We start from the raw sequence: 18,055 nt of genomic DNA on the forward strand, positions 1-18,055 counted from the left end.
TCCGATGACGTGCACGGGCACGCCCCACACCCACCCTACGACCAAAGTACTAGCGGCAAGCCCCCGCCATTGCATTGACCCCGTCAGTGCCAAGGCGGACTCTTACGACGATCTCCAGGGAGACGCAATCTCATGAAAGGTTTTTCGAAACTGGGTTGGGCAGTCATCGCACTGCTTGGCGCATTCTGTCTAGGCACCGTCGCGCTGCGCCGCGGTGAACCCATCAATGCGCTGTGGATCGTCGTCGCTGCGGTCTCCATCTATCTCATCGCGTATCGCTTCTACAGCCTGTTCATCGCCGACAAGGTGATGCAGCTCGATCCGACCCGGGCCACGCCCGCGGTGATCAACAACGATGGCCTGGACTACGTTCCGACCAACAAGCACGTGCTGTTCGGCCACCACTTCGCCGCCATCGCCGGTGCGGGCCCGCTGGTCGGGCCGGTGCTGGCCGCGCAGATGGGCTACCTGCCCGGCCTGCTCTGGCTGGTGGTGGGCGTGGTCGTGGCCGGCGCGGTGCAGGATTTCATGATCCTGTTCCTGTCCAGCCGTCGCAACGGTCGCTCGCTGGGCGATCTGGTGCGCGAGGAAATGGGGCCGGTGCCCGGCACCATCGCCTTGTTCGGTGCCTTCCTGATCATGATCATCATCCTGGCCGTGCTGGCGATGGTGGTGGTCAAGGCGCTGGCCGAAAGCCCCTGGGGCATGTTCACGGTCATCGCGACCATGCCGATCGCGATCCTGATGGGCGTGTACATGCGCTACATCCGCCCGGGCAAGATCGGTGAGATTTCCGTGGTCGGCCTGATCCTGCTGCTGGCCGCGATCTGGTTCGGTGGCAAGGTCGCCGCCGATCCGGTCTGGGGCCCGGCCTTCACCTTCACCGGCATCCAGATCACCTGGATGCTGATCGGCTACGGCTTCGTCGCCTCGGTGCTGCCGGTGTGGCTGCTGCTGGCGCCGCGCGATTACCTGTCCACCTTCCTCAAGATCGGCACCATCGTGGCGCTGGCGATCGGCATCCTGATCGTCATGCCGGAACTGAAGATGCCGGCACTGACCCAGTTCGCCGCCACTGGCGACGGCCCGGTCTGGAAAGGCGGGATGTTCCCGTTCCTGTTCATCACCATCGCCTGCGGCGCGGTGTCCGGTTTCCATGCGCTGATCGCCTCGGGCACCACGCCCAAGCTGCTCGCCAATGAGCGCCACATGCGCTACATCGGCTACGGCGGCATGCTGATGGAATCGTTCGTCGCGGTGATGGCGCTGGTGGCCGCCTCGATCATCGATCCGGGCATCTACTTCGCCATGAACGCGCCGGCCGCCGTGATCGGTCCGGATGCGGTCTCCGCTGCGGCCTACATCAGCAATACGTGGGGCTTCATCATCACCCCCGAGCAGCTGGAGGCTACGGCCGCCGCCATCGGCGAGCCGACCATCCTGCACCGCGCCGGTGGCGCACCGACGCTGGCGGTGGGCATCGCGCAGATCCTGCACGAGGCGATCCCAAGCGGCAGCAACGCGATGATGGCGTTCTGGTACCACTTCGCGATCCTGTTCGAAGCCTTGTTCATCCTCACTGCGGTCGATGCCGGTACCCGTGCCGGTCGCTTCATGCTGCAGGACCTGCTGGGCAACTTCATCCCGGCCCTGAAGAAGACCGAATCGTGGACCGCCAACATCATCGCCACCGCCGGCTGCGTGGCGCTGTGGGGCTACCTGCTCTATACGGGCGTGGTCGATCCCTTCGGTGGTATCCAGACCCTGTGGCCGCTGTTCGGCATCTCCAACCAGATGCTGGCGGGTATCGCACTGATGCTCGGCACCGTGGTGCTGTTCAAGATGAAGCGTGACCGCTTCGCCTGGGTGACCGGCGTACCGGCGGTGTGGCTGCTGATCTGCACCACCTATGCGGGCCTGATCAAGATCTTCGACAGCAACCCGGCACAGGGCTTCCTGGCCCAGGCACACAAGTACCAGGACGCGATCGCCACCGGCACCCTGACCGCGCCGGCCAAGACCGTCGGCCAGATGCACCAGATCGTGGTCAACGCCTACGTCAACACCGGCCTGACCGTGCTGTTCCTGTTCGTGGTGTTCTCGATCCTGTTCTACGCGATCAAGACCATCTTCATGGCCCGCCGCACCCCGCAGCGGACCGACAGGGAAACCCCGTACGTGGCACTTGAGCCGCACCAGATGGCGGACCTGTGATGAGTACCGAACTCGTCCCCGCCGGTCAGTACCAGGCCCACCGCCGCATCTGGCGGCGCCTGGTGCAGACCGCGCGGCTGTGCTGCGGGATTCCCGACTACGACAACTACGTCCGGCATGTGCTGGAAAAGCATCCGGACCGCGTGCCGATGGACTACAAGACGTTCTTCCGCGAGCGCCAGGAGGCGCGTTACAGCGGCAAGAACGGGGGACGGTGCTGCTGAAGCCGCAGTGTCCGCACGGTCCCGACCGTTGATCGGGACACCGCTACAAAAAAACGGCGGCGCGAAAGCGCCGCCGTTTTTGTTGGGCCGCCCTGCGGCCGGGCCCCGGGACCCGCCACGACCGTGGGTCGTGGCGCCTCGATCCCGCCTTACGCGCCGGCCATCCACTTCAGGATCAGGCCGGTCACATAGGCCAGCCCGGTACCGGTGGCATATCCCACGGTGCCCAGCAGCACGCCGACCGGGGCCAGTGACGGATGGAATGCCGCGGCGACCACCGGGGCCGATGCCGCTGCACCGATGTTGCCCTGCGAGCCGATCGCGAAGAAGAACAGCGGTGCACGCAGCAGCTTGGCGGCGATCCACAGCACCAGGATGTGCGTGAGCATCCAGATCGCACCGAGCGCGAACAGCCACGGACGGTCGAGCAGCGAGAGCAGATCCATCTGCATGCCGATGCAGGCGATCAGGAAGTACAGGAACAGCGTGCCCAGGCGCGAGGCACCGGCCGACTCCAGGCGCCGCGCGCGGGTGAAGCTCAAGCCCAGGCCGAGCGCGGTGGACAACAGCACCACCCAGACGAACGCGCTGTCCAGGCTGAACTGGCTGGCCCAGCTCACGTTGGCTTTGAACCACCCGCTCAGCGGCGCGGCGATGGCATGCGCCAGGCCGACGCCGCCCAGCCCCACACCGACGATCACCATCAGGTCGGTCAGGCTGGGAATGCGGGCATTCTGGGCTTCGTATGCCGAGATGCGCTCCTTCATCTCATCAATGGCGCGGGTATCGGCCCCGCTGCGGGCATCGATCTGCTTGGCGCGGTTGGCCAGGAACAGCAGGACCGCCATCCACAGGCTCGCGCAGGCCACGTCGACCACGGCGAACTGGCCGAACGTGGTCGCATCGGTGCCGAACACTTCACGCATCGCCACCATGTTGGCGCCGCCGCCGATCCAGCTGCCGGCCAGCGCCGCCATGCCTTTCCAGGTATCACCGGCCACGGTGGCTGGGTGGATCCAGGACATCGCCTGGAACGACACGATGGCGCCGAGGATGATACCCAGCGTGCCGGCGCAGAACATCACCAGCAGCTTCGGGCCGAGCTTCATGATGCCCTTCAGGTCGATCGAGAGCGTCAGCAGCACCAGCGCGGCGGGCAGCAGCACGTCACGGGCGATCGGGTTGTAGAGCGAGGTGTTGTGGCCATCGATGAGGCCGGCGGTGTTGTAGATGGCCGGGATGAAGTAGCACAGCAGCAGCGCCGGCACCCAGGCGAACACCTTCTTGAGCAACGGCGTCGGGCCGCTGGCGGCCCAGAAAATCACGGCAAGCGTGGCGGCGATCAGGCCGAGGCCGACGATGTCATTGGTGATCAGGGCAGTACTGGGTTCGGTCGGCATCACGCCATCCTCTGTCGATCGAAGGGATAAAAAAAAGCGCCGCATAGAGCGGCGCCTCCGGAGCTTAACATTGTCTTCACGAGGCCACACTTTGCAGCGCAGCGATCAGGGCGGTGACGACGCTGGCAGCGAGCCCCTGTCACTGCGCTCCGGCAGCGAAGCACCCAGATCGAGAATCACGCAGGTTCCGCGCGGCACGCAGGGCTGGATCTGCAGCGCCCAGCCCAGGTGTTCGCAGAGCCGGGCGATCAGCTCCAGGCCGATCCCGCTCTGTTCGTTGCGGTCGCCCCGCGCCATGCGCGCGTGCACCGCCGCGATCTCTTCCGGGCTCATGCCGAGCCCCGGATCCTGCAGGGTCACCACCGCCTGGTCGGAGACCTGGATGTGGATGGTGCCGCGGCCACTGTTCTCGATCGCGTTGCGCAGCAGGTTGCCGATCGCTGCCTGCACCACGCCCAGCGGCGCGATGATGTCCACCCGCGCCAGGCCATCGATCTCGATGCGCAGGTCCTTGTCGCCCATCAGGTGACGATGGTCCTCGATGATGTCCGGTACCAGCAGGTCCAGGGGAATGCGTTCGCCCAGTGCGGCCAACCGCGCAGGATCGCGCGCGAGCACCAGCAGCAGCTGGATCAGCTGCTCCACGCCCTGGGCCGTGCGATGCACGCGCTGCATCTGCTGTCGTGCACGCTCAGGGATGTCAGGCTGGCCGAGCGCCAGCTCCGAGGCCCCGGTGATCACCGCGATCGGCGTACGCAGCTCATGGCTGGCCGTGCTGATGAAGACGCGCTCGCGCTCGACGAACTGTTCGTTGCGCGCTAGGTAGTCATTGAGCGCATTGGCGATGACGTACAGCTCCGAGCTGGCACGCGGGTCCACCTCCACCCGCTGCCCGGGAACACCCGGGTGCAGCTCATCGATGCGCCTGGCCAGCGAGCTCAGCGGGCGCACCAACCGGCCGACGCCGAAGGACGCCATCAGCACCGTGACGATGATCATCAGCACGCCGGCCAGCAACACCCAGCGCGTGGCGAACTGTTCCAGCTCATGGAAATCGTTGATGTCCAGCACCAGCGCCAGCCGCCCCAGCTGCGGGGTCTCGCGGATCATCACCGCACTCTGGCGGTCATTGACCATCACCCCGTCGTGCAGGCCCGGGTGCAGCGTGCGCAGGCTCTCCGGCACCGCAGGGCTGCCGTTGATGTAGAACAGCCGCAGTGTGTCCGAATCCTGCCAGCGGTAGTGCGGCTCGTGTTCGATGTGGTTGACGATGCTGTCCAGCTCGGAGTTGAGCAGCGCGCGCCATGCCGAGTGCTCGGCGTGTTCATGCACATAGTTGCCCACGCTGAACACCGCCAGCGAGATCAGCGCCAGATAGCCCAGCAGCCACCACACCATGCGCCGATGCATCGGCGCTGGCTTGGCCACGCGCTTATGCCACTGCATCGGAACTGTCCGCAGCCGACACGCCCAGGCGGTACCCCACCCGCGGCAGGGTATGGATCAGCTTCTGCTGGAACGGGCCATCCACGCTGCGGCGCAACTCGTAGACATGCGAACGCAGCAGGTCGCCGTCGGGCAGCTCGTCGCCCCACAGCGCGAACTCCAGCTGCTGGCGGGTGACCGCCCCCGGGCTGGCGCGCATCAGCACTTCCAGCAGTTTGCGGCAGGCCGGATACAGGTGCAGTGGCTTGCCGTCGCGCTGCGCCTCCAGCGTGGCCAGATCCAGCCTGAGATCGGCCACCTCCAGCACCTTGCGCGGGTTGCGACCGTTGGCACGCACCATCAATGCTTCCAGGCGCACTTCCAGCTCCGGCAGCGCGAACGGCTTGGTCAGGTAATCATCGGCGCCGGCGCGGAAACCGGCGATCTTGTCCGGCAGCTCGTCGCGGGCGGTCAGCATGATCACCGGCACTTCGGAACCGTGGTCGGCGCGCAGCCGTCGCAGCACTTCCGGGCCTTCCATGCGCGGCAGCATCCAGTCCAGGATCAGCGCGTCATAGGGCTGCGACACGGCCAGATGCAGCCCGGTCACGCCGTCGGGCGCGACATCGAGCACATGGCCCCGGGATTCGAAGTAGTCGAAAAGATTGGCAACCAGCTGACGGTTGTCTTCAATGACCAGCAGCCGCATGGGACACTCTCTTGACCGGTTGGGCGCATGGTAGCGGGAACCATGTCGGAATCCGGTCGCAATGGGGTGGTTACGACGCTTTTCCTACGCTGTCGGGGAGACAGTGGCTGTTTTGCCGATGAGCCTGGGCGTGACCGAATCCTTCTTCCTGCGGCGCTGGCCGCGTGTGCTGGTCTGCCTTGGCCTGCTGCTGGCGCTGGCGGCCGGCATCGGCCTGCGCCAGCCCTCGCCGCCGGATGAGCCGCGTTTCGTGCTGGCGGCCCGTGCCATGGTCGACTCCGGCCAGTGGCTGCTGCCCCACCGCGGCAGCGAACTGTATGCGGAAAAACCCCCTGTTTTCATGTGGATGCAGGCGGCCAGCCACCAGCTGTTCGGCGGCTGGGCCCTTGCCTTCCTGGTGCCCTCGCTGCTGGCTGCCCTGCTGACCCTGTGGCTGACCTGGGATCTGGGTCGGCGGCTGTGGACCCGGCGCGTCGGGTGGTGGGCCATGCTCGCCTTGTTCAGTTGCCTGCAGTTCGGCCTGATGGCCAAACGGGCCCAGATCGACATGGTGTTGGTGGCGATGACCACCCTGTCGCTGTGGGGCCTGCTGCGCCACCTGCTGGAGGGTCGCAACCGGCCGGCGCTGTGGCTGGCCGGCTTCGCGGCCGGTCTCGGCACGGTGACCAAGGGCGTGGGCTTCCTGCCGCTGCTGGTGCTGGTGCCGTTTGCCCTCTGGCGCTGGCGCACCCGTGCCACGGCGCTGCCGCCGGGCACCGCGCGCGATCTGTGGTGGCTGCTGCCGGCGTTCCTGCTCGGCACCGCGGTCTGGCTGGCGCCGTTGGGGGTGGCACTGCTGCACTCGCCTGATCCGGCCCTGCACGCGTATGCGCGTGAACTGTTGTTCAAACAGACCGGCACCCGCTACGCCAACGCCTGGCACCACGTAAAGCCGGCCTGGTACTACCTGCAGGTGATGGCGACCTTGTGGCTGCCCGGCAGCCTGCTGCTGCCCGCGCTGATGCCTGCATGGTGGCGGCGCCTCAAGCGCCTGGACGGGCGCTGGTGGCTGCTGCTGGGCTGGGCCCTGCTGGTGCTGGCCTTCTTCAGCGCCAGCCCTGGCAAGCGCGAGGTCTACATCTTCCCGATGCTGCCCGCGCTGTGCCTGGCCGCCGCGCCCCTGCTGCCCGGTCTGCTGCGTCGTGGCGGGCTGCGTTGGCTGCTGTGGGCCTATGTCGTTCTGCTGGGCGCGGCCGGGTTGTACATCGGCCTGCAGCTCTGGAACGGCAGTGCGTGGGCGCATGCGCAACTGGCACGGCGCGCCATGCCCGACAGCCTGCTGCCGGTGCTCGGCGGCTGGCTGCTCGCCTTCGGCGTGGTGCTGCTGGCCTTGGCACTCTGGTGGCGGCCACGCCGTGTCGGCGCGCTGGTGGTGGCGACGTCATTCCTGCTCTGGAATCTGTATGGCTGGGTGCTGATGCCGACCCTGGATCCGTACAGCTCCGCCTCCGCCGTGATGCGGCAGGTGGGCGCGCGGATCGGCCCGCAGGCCGAACTGGGCGTGGTCGCCTGGCGCGAGCAGAACCTGCTGCAGGCCGACCGCCCCGTCACCGACTTCGGTTTCAAGACACCGTGGGAGCAGCAGTGGCAGGCCGCCGGCCCGTGGCTGGCGCAGGCGCCCGCGCAGCGCTGGCTGCTGGTGCTGGATGAAGCGATCAGTCCCTGCGTGGACCCCGCGGCCGTGATCGAGATCGGCAGCGCGAACCGCAACCGCTGGCTGCTGTTGCCGGGCACCGCGTGGCAGGCCGACTGCCACGCGGCGGTGACCGCGACCGACACCGCGCAGGACGAGGAAGACTGAACGGCAGGCCGCGCTTAACCGGCGGCCAACATCGCTCCGACCGCTCTCCGACAACCCGCTGACGACCATGGCGCCGGAATCTCCGCCGGCCCCTTTGTCCATGTTCCCAGCGTCCACCGTTGCTCTTTCCTCCGCGCCCGTTGCCACGGCCACGCCGGGTTTCCTCCGCGACCACCTCTGGGCTCCGCTGGCGTTGACCCTGCTCGCCAGTGCGGTGCTGATGGGCGCCAGGGGCGACCAGTGGCTGGCCGACCAGTGGTATCGCCTGGAAGGCCAGCAGTGGGCGCTGCAGAACGCCTGGTTCACCACGCATCTGATCCATCAGGCCGGCAAATGGGCCAGCAGTGTGGCGGCGCTCGTGGCGATCGTGCTGTGCTTCCACGCGTGGCGCAGCGAGCGTGCAGCCGGGTGGCGCTGGCCGCTGCTGTACCTGGTGCTGGCGGTCGCGCTGGGCACCGGTCTGGTCTCGCTGCTCAAGTCATTGACCAACATGGACTGCCCGTGGGATCTGACCCGCTACGGCGGCACCCGCGCGTTCATCGGCCTCTTCGCCACACGCCCACCGGGCATGCCGCGCGGGGTGTGCTTCCCGGGCGGGCACTCCAGCGCAGGCTTTGCATGGATCAGCCTGTACTTCTTCGCCCTGATGGTGCGCCCCGCCTGGCGCTGGCGCGGCCTCGCGGTCGGCCTGCTGGCCGGCGGCGTGTTCGGGATCTCGCAGCAACTGCGTGGCGCGCATTTCCTCTCACATGATCTGTGGACGCTGGCCACCTGCTGGTCGGTGTCGCTGGCCCTGTACCTGCTGGTGGAACGCATCCGCGTGCTCGAACGCAGCGCGGCGCCCGTCCGTGCGCAGGGAGACGTGGCATGAGCGCCGCCCTCCCGCGTGCTACACGCTTCCCGGCGCTGGCCACCCTGCGCGCCTGGCGCCCGCAGTGCACCACCGAGACCCTGATCCTGCTCACCAGCGTGTTCTTCGCGGTCGCCTGCAACGGCCTGTTCTGGCACAGCGCGATGGCGACCCACCCGGGCAGCATTGGATTCGCACTCTCGCTGTTCCTGTTCCTGGTCGGCGCGCACAGCCTGCTGATGGGGCTGCTGGTCTGGCGCTGGAATGCCAAAGTGGTCCTCAGCGTGCTGCTGATCTGCACCGCACTGGCTGCGCACTACATGGGCAGTTACCACATCTATCTGGATGCGGACATGCTGCGCAACGTGCTGGCGACCGACCACAAGGAAAGCCGGGAACTGATCACGCCCACCCTGATCCTGCCGTTGCTGCTGTTGGCCTTCGCACCCATGCTGCTGCTGTGGCGCGTGCAGCTGCGCCGGCGCACGCTGGGCGCGGCGCTGCTGTGGCGTATCGGTTTTCTGCTGCTCTCGGCGTTGATCGCCTTCGGCGGGGCGATGCTGTCCTTCCAGGAAATGTCGTCGCTGATGCGCAACCAACGCGAAGTGCGCTACCTGGCCACGCCCGGCAACGTCCTGCTCGGCCTGCCCAAGGCACTGCGCGGTGACAATCCGATCCAGCGCGCCCCCAAGCTGCCGATCGGCATGGATGCCAAGGCGACCCCGCGTGCCGCCGGCAGCCGCCCGCGCCTGCTGGTGATCGTCATGGGTGAAACCGCGCGCGCGCAGAACTGGGGGCTCAACGGCTACGCCAGGCAGACCACGCCGGAACTGGCCCAGGCCGGGGTGATCAACTTCCCCGACATGCATTCGTGCGGCACCAGCACCGAAGTCTCGCTGCCCTGCCTGTTCTCGCCCTACGGCCGCCACGACTACGACGAGAAGAAGATCCGCGCGCACCAGTCGCTGCTGCACGTGCTGGACCACGCCGGCATCGCCACGTTGTGGCGCGACAACCAGTCCGGTTGCAAGGGCGTCTGCGAGGGCCTGGAGATGCAGGCACTGGACGATGCCAAGCACCCGACCCTGTGCACCAACGGGCGCTGCATGGATGAAATCCTGATCGACGACCTCGCCGCCCAGGTCCGCGCCAGACCCGGCGACCGCGTGGTGGTGCTGCATCAGCTGGGCAACCACGGGCCAAGCTACTTCGAACGCTATCCGGCACGCTTCCGCCGCTTTACCCCCACCTGCGATACACCGGACCTCGGCAAGTGCAGCCGCGAGCAGATCACCAACAGTTACGACAACGCGCTGCTGTACACCGATCACCTGCTCTCGCGCACGATCGGCACCCTCAAGGGCATGAACGACTACGACACGGCGATGATCTACCTCTCCGATCACGGCGAGTCGCTGGGCGAGAAGGGTCTGTACCTGCACGGCGTGCCGTACGCGATCGCCCCGCAGGAGCAGACCCGCGTGCCGATGACGATGTGGTTCTCGCCGTCCTTCGCCGCCAACCGTGGGCTCAACCTGGCCTGCGTGCGGGAGCGCGCGGGCAAGTACACCGACCACGACAATCTGTTCCCGTCGGTCCTCGGGCTGATGCAGGTCAAGACGTCGGTGTATGAGCGTGACCGGGATCTGTTCGCGGCATGCGAGGGATGACAAGGCGGTTTCCATGCGCACCGGCCCACTGTCGACGGGGCGGTGTGGGGGCCCCTGCTGCCCTGCCCCTTGCGGTGCGCCCGGCGCTTCACTAGCCTTCGCCGGTCTGTCACCACCCAAGGATGTGCCCGTGAACCACCGCCCGCTCCTGCTGGCCCTGGCAGTCAGTGCTGCCGCACTGACGCTGGCGGCCTGCCAGAAGGAACCGTCCCCCGCCGATGCACCGGCTGCGGGCGCCACCCAGTCCAAGGAAACCGCGGACCAGTTCATCGCCCGCGTCAACGCCGAGTACAAGGCCATGTACCCGGAAATGACCTCGGCGCAGTGGCTGTCCTCCACCTACATCAATGACGATTCCGAGCGCGTCGCGGCCAAGGCCAACGAACGCTGGCTCACCGTCCTCAACGGCTGGATCACCCAGGCCGGCCAGTACGACGGCCAGCCCATGAGCGAAGACACCAAGCGCCAGATCCACCTGCTCAAGCTGATGACCTCCATGCCCGCCCCGCGCGACCCGGCCAAGCTCTCCGAGCTGACCCGCATCGCCAGCCGCATGGAAGGCGCCTACGGCTCCGGCAAGTACTGCACCGACGAAGCCAACCCGCAGACCTGCCGCCAGCTCGGCGACCTGGAGCAGGTGCTCGCCCGCAGCCGCGACTACGACACGCAGCTCGACGCCTGGCAGGGCTGGCACGGCACCACCAAGCCGATGCGCGCCGATTACGAACGCTTCGTCAGCCTGGTCAATGAAGGCGCCAAGGAAATGGGCTTCGCCGACGCCGGCCAGATGTGGCGCAGCGGCTACGACATGCCCGCCGACCAGATCGGACCGGAAACCGACCGCCTGTGGGACCAGGTCAAGCCGATGTACGAGCAGCTGCACTGCTATGCGCGTACCAAGCTCGACGCCACCTACGGCAAGGACAAAGCCGAGGTCAACGGCGGCCTGATCGCCGCGCACCTGACCGGCAACATGTGGCAGCAGGACTGGTCCAACCTGTGGGACCAGCTGGAACCGTATCCCGGCGCCGGCAACCTGGACATCACCGCCGCACTGGAAAAGCAGTACCAGACCAACCTCAGCGGCGCGCTGGCCAAGGCCGGCAGCGGCGCGAACGTGGAGACGCTGTACAAGGCGCAGCGTGAGGCCGAACTGCGCACCGCCAAGCAGATGACCGAGCGCGCGCAGGACTTCTACGTCTCGCTCGGCATGCCGGCCCTGCCGAAGTCGTACTGGGACAAGACCCAGTTCATCAAGCCGCTGGATCGTGATGTGGTCTGCCACGCCAGCGCGTGGGACATGAACATGGACGGCGACGTGCGCACCAAGATGTGCATCAAGCCCAACGAAGAGAACTTCACCACGATCTACCACGAGCTGGGCCATATCTATTACGACCTGGCCTACAACCCGCTGCCGCCGTTGTTCCAGGGTGGCGCCAACGACGGCTTCCACGAAGCCATCGGCGATACCATCGTGCTCGCGATGACGCCGCAGTACCTCAACTCGATCGGCCTGGTCGACACGCCGCAGGAAAGCCGCGAGGCGACCATCAACGCGCAGATGCGCATGGCCCTGAGCGGTGTGTCGTTCCTGCCGTTCGGCCTGATGATCGACCGCTGGCGCTGGGGCGTGTTCGACGGTTCGATCACCCCGGACCATTACAACCAGGCCTGGTGGGACCTGAAGGCCAAGTACCAGGGCGTGGCCCCGGCCAGCGCGCGCGGTGAGGAGTTCTTCGACGCGGGTGCCAAGTACCACGTGCCAGGCAACACCCCGTACACCCGCTACTTCCTGGCGCGCATCCTGCAGTTCCAGTTCTACAAGGGCCTGTGCGATGCGTCCGGCTACAAGGGCCCGCTGCACCAGTGCAGCTTCTACGGCAACAAGGAAGCCGGGCAGAAGTTCTGGGCGATGCTGAGCAAGGGCGCCAGCCAGCCGTGGCAGGCCACGCTGAAGGAAATCACCGGCGGCGACAAGCTCGATGCCGGCCCGATGATCGAATACTTCACCCCGGTCAACGAGTGGCTCAAGCAGCAGAACCAGGGCCAGATGTGTGGCTGGCAGGCTCCGACGGCCGCGGCTGCACCGGTGGCCCCCAAGGCACCGTAACGGCTGCCGCCGGGGCCCTCCCGGCGACAGCGGTAAAACGAAAAACCGGCCGCAAGGCCGGTTTTTTTCATGCGCACATCCGGGGCTGCAGCCGGGGGACAGGCACGGCCACGCAACGCATCCGCGCAGGGCGCGGCGTTATGACTTCGGTTTCAAGGCTGCCGCCAGCTCGACCTTGAACTGCTCGAAATCCATGCCGTCCGCTTTCGCCTCGGCATGCGCGGCGTCCTTCAGTGCATCCGAATACACCAGGCGCACCGGCGTTCCCTGGCGTTCGTGCAGTTCGGCGGCCTGCATGATCAGGGCCAGCACCCGCGCCGCGCTCGGCGTCTGGCCGGCGATGCGACCATCCATGCCCAGCACCCACTCGCCGTCCCGGCGGACGATGCCGGCCAGCAGCGTGCGCTGCTGGTCACGCAGTTCGGCATGCGGCTCGACCGGCGGGGTGGCGGCCTGCTCGCGGTTGGCGGCCTGGGTTTCGCGGCGCCGGCGGATGTCGCGGCGCAGTTTGGAGGTGGTCGACATGGGGAAATCCGGACTGCGTCAAAGCGCCAAGGATACCGCACGGACCCTGGCAGGCCTGTGCGGCAAGCGGATCACTCGATGGGCGTCAGCACTTCACGGCGGCGCTCGGCGTGCCGCTCCCAGTACCAGAAACTGCCACCGATGGCGAAGAACGCCGCGTAGCCCAGGGCCAGATGCAGGGGGCTGCTGCTGAGCATCGGCGAGACCACGCCGGCCACCACCGTGTTGATCATCAGCTGGATGAACATCTGCATGGACGAGGCCAGGCCGCGCTGATGCGGATACATGTCCAGCACGGCCAGCGCCAGGATCGGGAAGATCAGCGCCATGCCGACACCGCCCAGGAAGATCGGCATCACCGCCCACGGCAATGCGATCTGCGGCACCGACACCACGTAGCCGAAGTTCAGCAGCGCCGAGACCGCGCACAGCGCGAAGCCGATCGCGATCTGCCGCTGCGGCACGATCCGCCCGGCCATGCGACCGGACAGGAACGAGCCCACGGTCATGCCGCCGATGGTCGGAATGAACAGCCACGCAAAGCCGCCCTCGCCCAGTTGCAGGTGCTGCATCACGAACACCGGCGCCGAGGCGATGTACAGGAAGATGCCGGAGAAATTGAACGCACCGGCCGCGGCCAGGCGCAGCAGGCGCGGGTTGGAGCCCATGCGCGCGTAGCTGCGCAGCAGTTCGCGCATCGACAGCGGCGTGCGTGCTTCCACCGGGTGGGTTTCGGGCAGCCACTTGCTGGTGGCCAGCAGCAGCACCACGCCGAACAGCACCAGGAACCAGAAGATCAACGGCCAGTCGCCGCCGCCCAGCAGGATCCAGCCACCGATGATCGGCGCGATCGCCGGCGCGACACCGAAGATCATCGAGACCTGGCTCATCAACCGCTGCGCATCGGCACCGTGGTACAGATCACGGATCACCGCGCGGCCCACGATCACGCCGACACCGGCGGTCACGCCCTGCAGCGCGCGGAACACCAGCAGCGTGGTCATGTCGCGCGACAGCGCACAACCAATCGAGGCGCCGATGAACAGCACCAGCCCGCCGATGATCACCCGCCGGCGGCCGAACGCATCCGAGAGCGGGCCGTGCGCCAGGCTCATCAGGCCGTAGAACAGCAGGTACACGCTGATGGTCTGCTGCACCGCGACCTGGTCCACCTGCATGCGGTCGCCCAGCAGCAGGAAGGCCGGGAAAATGGTGTCGATCGAGAACGGACCGAACATCGCCAGGCCTGCGAGCAGCAGGGCCAGACGGCGGGTCGAGGGTGAGGCGGGCGTCATGCGGGCTTCCGTCAGCGGCCGTGCGCAATGCGCGGCGGGCGCCAGCCCGGTACGGGCGGCGCCAGATGAATACGAGGATCCGGCGATCATAGGCCTTTGCCGCGCCCGGCACCATGCCCGGGGGCACGTTTCCGGGGTCCGGACGGCCCCGTATTCATGTGCTGGAAAGGCCCAGCGGCCGAAAGCGCTGGGCTATAATCGCCGGGCTACATGGTGGGAGAAGCGGACACCCGCTGCCGAAGGCGCAACGCCCGTAATCGCTCAGGCCCGATACCACCCGCATCAAAACTCTGGAGAGACCGGCGAATGCCGGCGCCGAAGGGGCACGGAGCACGCAGATGCGCGCTTTTAAACTCTCAGGCAAAAGGACAGAGGGGCACCCAGGAAGACCGCAAGGTCCGGTGGATCGCTGTCGCCCGCGACGCGCCCTGGCCCGACCGCCTTCCGAACGTGCGTGCCCACTCTCCGAGATGCCAGCCATGTCCCAGAACACCCCCTCCCTGCGCGAGCTTGAACACAGCCACGCGTTCGTCGAACGCCACATCGGCCCCAACGACGCCGAAATCGCGCAGATGCTCGACGTGGTCGGCCACGCCTCGCTGGATGCGCTGACCGATGCGATCGTCCCGGCCGGGATCAAGTCGCCGGCACCGCTGGACCTGCCCGAGTCGCTGACCGAAGTGCAGGCACTGGCCAAGATCCGCGCCATCGCCGACAAGAACCAGGTGTTCCGCACCTTCATCGGCCAGGGCTACTACGGCACGCTGACCCCGAACGTCATCCTGCGCAACGTGCTGGAAAACCCGGCGTGGTACACCGCCTACACCCCGTACCAGGCCGAGATCTCGCAGGGCCGCATGGAAGCGCTGATCAACTTCCAGACCCTGTGCGCCGACCTGACCGGCATGGAGATCGCCAACGCCTCGCTGCTGGATGAAGCCACCGCCGCCGCTGAAGCGATGACGCTGGCCAAGCGCTCGGCCAAGTCGAAGTCCGACACCTTCTTCGTGCACGACGCGGTGCACCCGCAGACGCTGGAACTGCTGCGCACCCGCGCCGAGCCGATGGGCATCGTGCTGCGCGTGGGCACCCCGGCCGAGGCGATGGAAGCCGAGGCTTACGGCGTGCTGCTGCAGTACCCGGATACCTTCGGCCATATCGGCGACTACAAGGCGCTGGCCGATGCCGTGCACGCACGTGGCGGCCTGGTCGCGGTGGCGACCGACCTGCTCGCGCTGACCCTGATCGCCGCTCCCGGCGAATGGGGCGCGGACATCGTGGTCGGCAACTCGCAGCGGTTCGGCGTGCCGTTCGGCTTCGGTGGCCCGCACGCCGCCTTCATGGCCTGCCGCGATGCGTACAAGCGCTCGATGCCGGGCCGCCTGATCGGCGTCTCGGTCGATGCGCAGGGCAATGCCGCCTACCGCCTGACCCTGCAGACCCGCGAGCAGCACATCCGCCGCGAGAAGGCGACCTCCAACATCTGTACCGCCCAGGTGCTGCTGGCGGTGATGGCCTCGATGTATGCCGTGTACCACGGTCCGGAAGGCCTGACCCGCATCGCCCGCCGCACCCACCGCCTGGCCGCGATCCTGGCCGCTGCCCTGCGCAGCGCCGGCGTCAACGTGGGCGAGCACTTCTTCGACACCCTGCACGTCAAGGACATCGACGCCAAGGCGATCCACGCCAAGGCCGCCGCGGCGCGCATCAATCTGCGCGCGATCGACAGCGATGCGGTCGGCATCAGCCTGGATGAAACCGCCACCCGCGCCGACATCGTCGCGCTCGGCCAGCTGTTCGGTGCGACCGTCGACGTGGACGCACTGGATGCGGCCACCGCCGATGCGCTGCCGGCCGATCTGGTGCGCACCAGCGCCTTCCTGACTCACCCGGTGTTCAACACCCACCACAGCGAACACGAACTGCTGCGTTACCTGCGTTCGCTGGCGGACAAGGACCTGGCCATGGATCGCACCATGATCCCGCTGGGCAGCTGCACCATGAAGCTCAACGCCACCGCCGAAATGATCCCGGTGACCTGGCCGGAGTTCGCCAACATCCACCCGCTGGCCCCGGCCGACCAGGCCACCGGCTACAAGGAACTGATCGACGGCCTCGAAGCGATGCTGGTCGAGTGCACCGGCTACGACGCGGTCAGCCTGCAGCCGAACTCCGGCGCGCAGGGCGAATACGCCGGCCTGCTGGCGATCCGCGCCTACCACCGCTCGCGCGGCGAAGGCCACCGCGACGTCTGCCTGATCCCGGATTCGGCGCACGGCACCAACCCGGCCTCGGCGCAGATGTGCGGCATGAAGGTCGTGGTGACCAAGACCGATGCCAACGGCAACGTCGACCTGGACGACATCCGCATCAATGCGGAGAAGTACAGCGACCGCCTGGCCGCGCTGATGATCACCTACCCGTCCACGCATGGCGTGTTCGAGGAAGAGGTGGTGGACATCTGCGAGATCGTGCACAAGCACGGCGGCCAGGTGTACACCGACGGCGCCAACATGAACGCCCTGGTCGGCGTGGCCAAGCCCGGCAAGTGGGGCTCGGACGTGTCGCACCTCAACCTGCACAAGACCTTCTGCATCCCGCACGGCGGCGGCGGCCCGGGCGTCGGCCCGTGCGCGGTCAAGTCGCACCTCGCGCCGTTCCTGCCGAAGGTGCTGGGCGGCGAAGGCGATGTCGGCATGGTCAGCGCGGCCAGCTTCGGCAGCGCCTCGATCCTGCCGATCAGCTGGATGTACATCACCCTGATGGGCACCGCCGGCCTGCGCAAGGCGACCCAGGTCGCGCTGCTCAACGCCAACTACATCGCCAAGCGCCTGGCCCCGCACTTCAAGACCCTGTACACCGGCCGCAACGGGCTGGTGGCACACGAGTGCATCCTGGACGTGCGTCCGCTGGAGAAGACCTCCGGCATCGGCGCCGAGGACGTGGCCAAGCGCCTGATCGACTTCGGCTTCCACGCCCCGACCCTGAGCTTCCCGGTCGCCGGCACGCTGATGGTGGAACCGACCGAAAGCGAATCGCTGCACGAGCTGGATCGCTTCATCAACGCGATGATCCAGATCCGCGAGGAAATCGCCGCGATCGAAGACGGCCGCCTGGATCGCGAGGACAATCCGCTCAAGCACGCCCCGCACACCGCCACGGCGGTCTCGGCCAGCGAGTGGGCCCATGCCTACCCGCGCGAACTGGCGGCCTTCCCGCTGGCCAGCCTGCGCCAGCAGAAGTACTGGCCGCCGGTGGCGCGCGTGGACAACGTCTACGGCGACAAGAACGTGATGTGCGCCTGCATCCCGGTCGATGCGTACAAGGAAGACGAGGGCGTGGAGGTCTAAGCCCTCCTGCCCTGAGGCAACAGCAGACGGCCCGCGCAAGCGGGCCGTTTTTGTTATGGGCTGCTGCCGACTCCCCACCTCCCACCTCCCGCCTCCCGACTCCCGGTTCCCGCGCGCTTTGGAGGAGAGCGGCCCTCAGATTCTGCAGGCTGGGCGGGGGTGTGTGGGTTCGCGGGACACGCCGTGAATCCATCCATGGAGGCTCATGTCGCGCCATCCATGGCGCTCATGGTCCCGCCAACCCACACCCCCCCGCCCCTCGACAGTGGGTCGGTCGCCTATGAGAAAACAAACGCAGATGCCGCGCGGCGGAGACGAGCCTAGGCACGCCCTGCGGTCGTCGCATTGCTTTTCAGCCAATCGCATCGGCATCGGCACCGGCGCTGGTGCTGGTGTTGGTGCTGGTGTCGAGCGTTGAGTACTGAGTGCCGAGCGCTGAG

Annotated in this window: 12 protein-coding genes and 1 riboswitch; of the genes, 7 read left to right on the forward strand and 5 right to left on the reverse strand. The window is 67.2% G+C overall.

The window, feature by feature from the left end:
* The first annotated feature begins 132 nt into the window (after positions 1–132).
* Positions 133–2,214 (forward strand): carbon starvation CstA family protein, encoded by a 2,082-nt coding sequence (locus AB9O74_RS00825; RefSeq protein WP_369348088.1) that lies wholly within the window; start codon positions 133–135, stop codon positions 2,212–2,214.
* Positions 2,214–2,438 carry a YbdD/YjiX family protein gene (locus tag AB9O74_RS00830; RefSeq protein WP_019183464.1) on the forward strand — a complete coding sequence of 75 codons (225 nt, stop codon included), beginning with the start codon at positions 2,214–2,216 and terminating at the stop codon, positions 2,436–2,438. Before AB9O74_RS00825 ends, AB9O74_RS00830 begins: the two co-directional genes overlap by 1 nt.
* A gap of 149 nt (positions 2,439–2,587) precedes the next feature.
* Here the strand turns inward: AB9O74_RS00830 and AB9O74_RS00835 are convergent, their stop codons facing one another.
* From AB9O74_RS00835 to AB9O74_RS00845, 3 genes are all read right to left on the reverse strand, one after another.
* Positions 2,588–3,838, reverse strand: a complete 1,251-nt coding sequence (locus AB9O74_RS00835) for a DUF819 domain-containing protein (protein ID WP_369348089.1) — start codon at positions 3,836–3,838, stop codon at positions 2,588–2,590.
* A 105-nt stretch (positions 3,839–3,943) separates the two neighbouring features.
* Complete coding sequence (locus AB9O74_RS00840) at positions 3,944–5,284, reverse strand: HAMP domain-containing sensor histidine kinase (protein ID WP_176989177.1); 1,341 nt, start codon at positions 5,282–5,284, stop codon at positions 3,944–3,946.
* Complete coding sequence (locus tag AB9O74_RS00845; RefSeq protein WP_176989176.1) at positions 5,271–5,972, reverse strand: response regulator transcription factor; 702 nt, start codon at positions 5,970–5,972, stop codon at positions 5,271–5,273. The genes AB9O74_RS00840 and AB9O74_RS00845 overlap by 14 nt, the downstream gene beginning before the upstream one ends.
* A 118-nt stretch (positions 5,973–6,090) precedes the next feature.
* Between AB9O74_RS00845 and AB9O74_RS00850 the strand changes: the two genes are divergently transcribed.
* From AB9O74_RS00850 to AB9O74_RS00865, 4 genes are all read left to right on the forward strand, one after another.
* Positions 6,091–7,812: an ArnT family glycosyltransferase gene (locus AB9O74_RS00850; protein WP_369348090.1), complete on the forward strand. Its 1,722-nt coding sequence runs from the start codon at positions 6,091–6,093 to the stop codon at positions 7,810–7,812.
* A gap of 220 nt (positions 7,813–8,032) precedes the next feature.
* Entirely contained in the window at positions 8,033–8,683 is a 651-nt protein-coding gene (locus AB9O74_RS00855) for a phosphatase PAP2 family protein (protein WP_369348240.1), read from the forward strand.
* The gene (locus tag AB9O74_RS00860; protein WP_369348091.1) at positions 8,680–10,332 is read left to right on the forward strand and encodes a phosphoethanolamine transferase; all 1,653 of its coding nucleotides are present in this window, start codon (positions 8,680–8,682) and stop codon (positions 10,330–10,332) included. Before AB9O74_RS00855 ends, AB9O74_RS00860 begins: the two co-directional genes overlap by 4 nt.
* Before the next feature lie 130 nt (positions 10,333–10,462).
* Positions 10,463–12,445, forward strand: a complete 1,983-nt coding sequence (locus AB9O74_RS00865) for a M2 family metallopeptidase (protein ID WP_369348092.1) — start codon at positions 10,463–10,465, stop codon at positions 12,443–12,445.
* 138 nt (positions 12,446–12,583) lie between these two features.
* On the opposite strand, the gene AB9O74_RS00870 is transcribed toward AB9O74_RS00865, so the two are convergent.
* Both AB9O74_RS00870 and AB9O74_RS00875 read right to left on the reverse strand, forming a co-directional pair.
* Complete coding sequence (locus AB9O74_RS00870) at positions 12,584–12,970, reverse strand: hypothetical protein (RefSeq protein ID WP_354273637.1); 387 nt, start codon at positions 12,968–12,970, stop codon at positions 12,584–12,586.
* 71 nt (positions 12,971–13,041) lie between these two features.
* Positions 13,042–14,265, reverse strand: coding sequence for a multidrug effflux MFS transporter (locus AB9O74_RS00875; protein WP_346489561.1), 1,224 nt, complete (start codon positions 14,263–14,265; stop codon positions 13,042–13,044).
* Positions 14,266–14,545: 280 nt separating this feature from the next.
* Positions 14,546–14,647, forward strand: a riboswitch (glycine riboswitch).
* A gap of 88 nt (positions 14,648–14,735) precedes the next feature.
* On the opposite strand from AB9O74_RS00875, the gene gcvP reads away from it, so the two are divergent.
* Positions 14,736–17,615, forward strand: a complete 2,880-nt coding sequence (gcvP, locus tag AB9O74_RS00880) for an aminomethyl-transferring glycine dehydrogenase (protein WP_369348093.1) — start codon at positions 14,736–14,738, stop codon at positions 17,613–17,615.
* The last annotated feature ends 440 nt before the right edge of the window (positions 17,616–18,055 follow it).

Origin of the sequence: Stenotrophomonas sp. JAG2 (assembly GCF_041080745.1) — a bacterium.
Classification (GTDB): domain Bacteria; phylum Pseudomonadota; class Gammaproteobacteria; order Xanthomonadales; family Xanthomonadaceae; genus Stenotrophomonas; species Stenotrophomonas maltophilia_AA.

Bases quoted from the DNA above. Each gene is read 5' to 3' on its own strand.
- AB9O74_RS00825 (WP_369348088.1), top strand. From the start codon at position 133: ATGAAAGGTTTTTCGAAACTGGGTTGGGCAGTCATCGCACTGCTTGGC.
- AB9O74_RS00850 (WP_369348090.1), top strand. From the start codon at position 6,091: ATGAGCCTGGGCGTGACCGAATCCTTCTTCCTGCGGCGCTGGCCGCGT.
- AB9O74_RS00870 (WP_354273637.1), bottom strand. From the start codon at position 12,970: ATGTCGACCACCTCCAAACTGCGCCGCGACATCCGCCGGCGCCGCGAA.
- gcvP (WP_369348093.1), top strand. From the start codon at position 14,736: ATGCCAGCCATGTCCCAGAACACCCCCTCCCTGCGCGAGCTTGAACAC.
- AB9O74_RS00860 (WP_369348091.1), top strand. From the start codon at position 8,680: ATGAGCGCCGCCCTCCCGCGTGCTACACGCTTCCCGGCGCTGGCCACC.
- AB9O74_RS00845 (WP_176989176.1), bottom strand. From the start codon at position 5,972: ATGCGGCTGCTGGTCATTGAAGACAACCGTCAGCTGGTTGCCAATCTT.
- AB9O74_RS00830 (WP_019183464.1), top strand. From the start codon at position 2,214: ATGAGTACCGAACTCGTCCCCGCCGGTCAGTACCAGGCCCACCGCCGC.
- AB9O74_RS00855 (WP_369348240.1), top strand. From the start codon at position 8,033: ATGGGCGCCAGGGGCGACCAGTGGCTGGCCGACCAGTGGTATCGCCTG.
- AB9O74_RS00835 (WP_369348089.1), bottom strand. From the start codon at position 3,838: ATGCCGACCGAACCCAGTACTGCCCTGATCACCAATGACATCGTCGGC.
- AB9O74_RS00840 (WP_176989177.1), bottom strand. From the start codon at position 5,284: ATGCAGTGGCATAAGCGCGTGGCCAAGCCAGCGCCGATGCATCGGCGC.
- AB9O74_RS00875 (WP_346489561.1), bottom strand. From the start codon at position 14,265: ATGACGCCCGCCTCACCCTCGACCCGCCGTCTGGCCCTGCTGCTCGCA.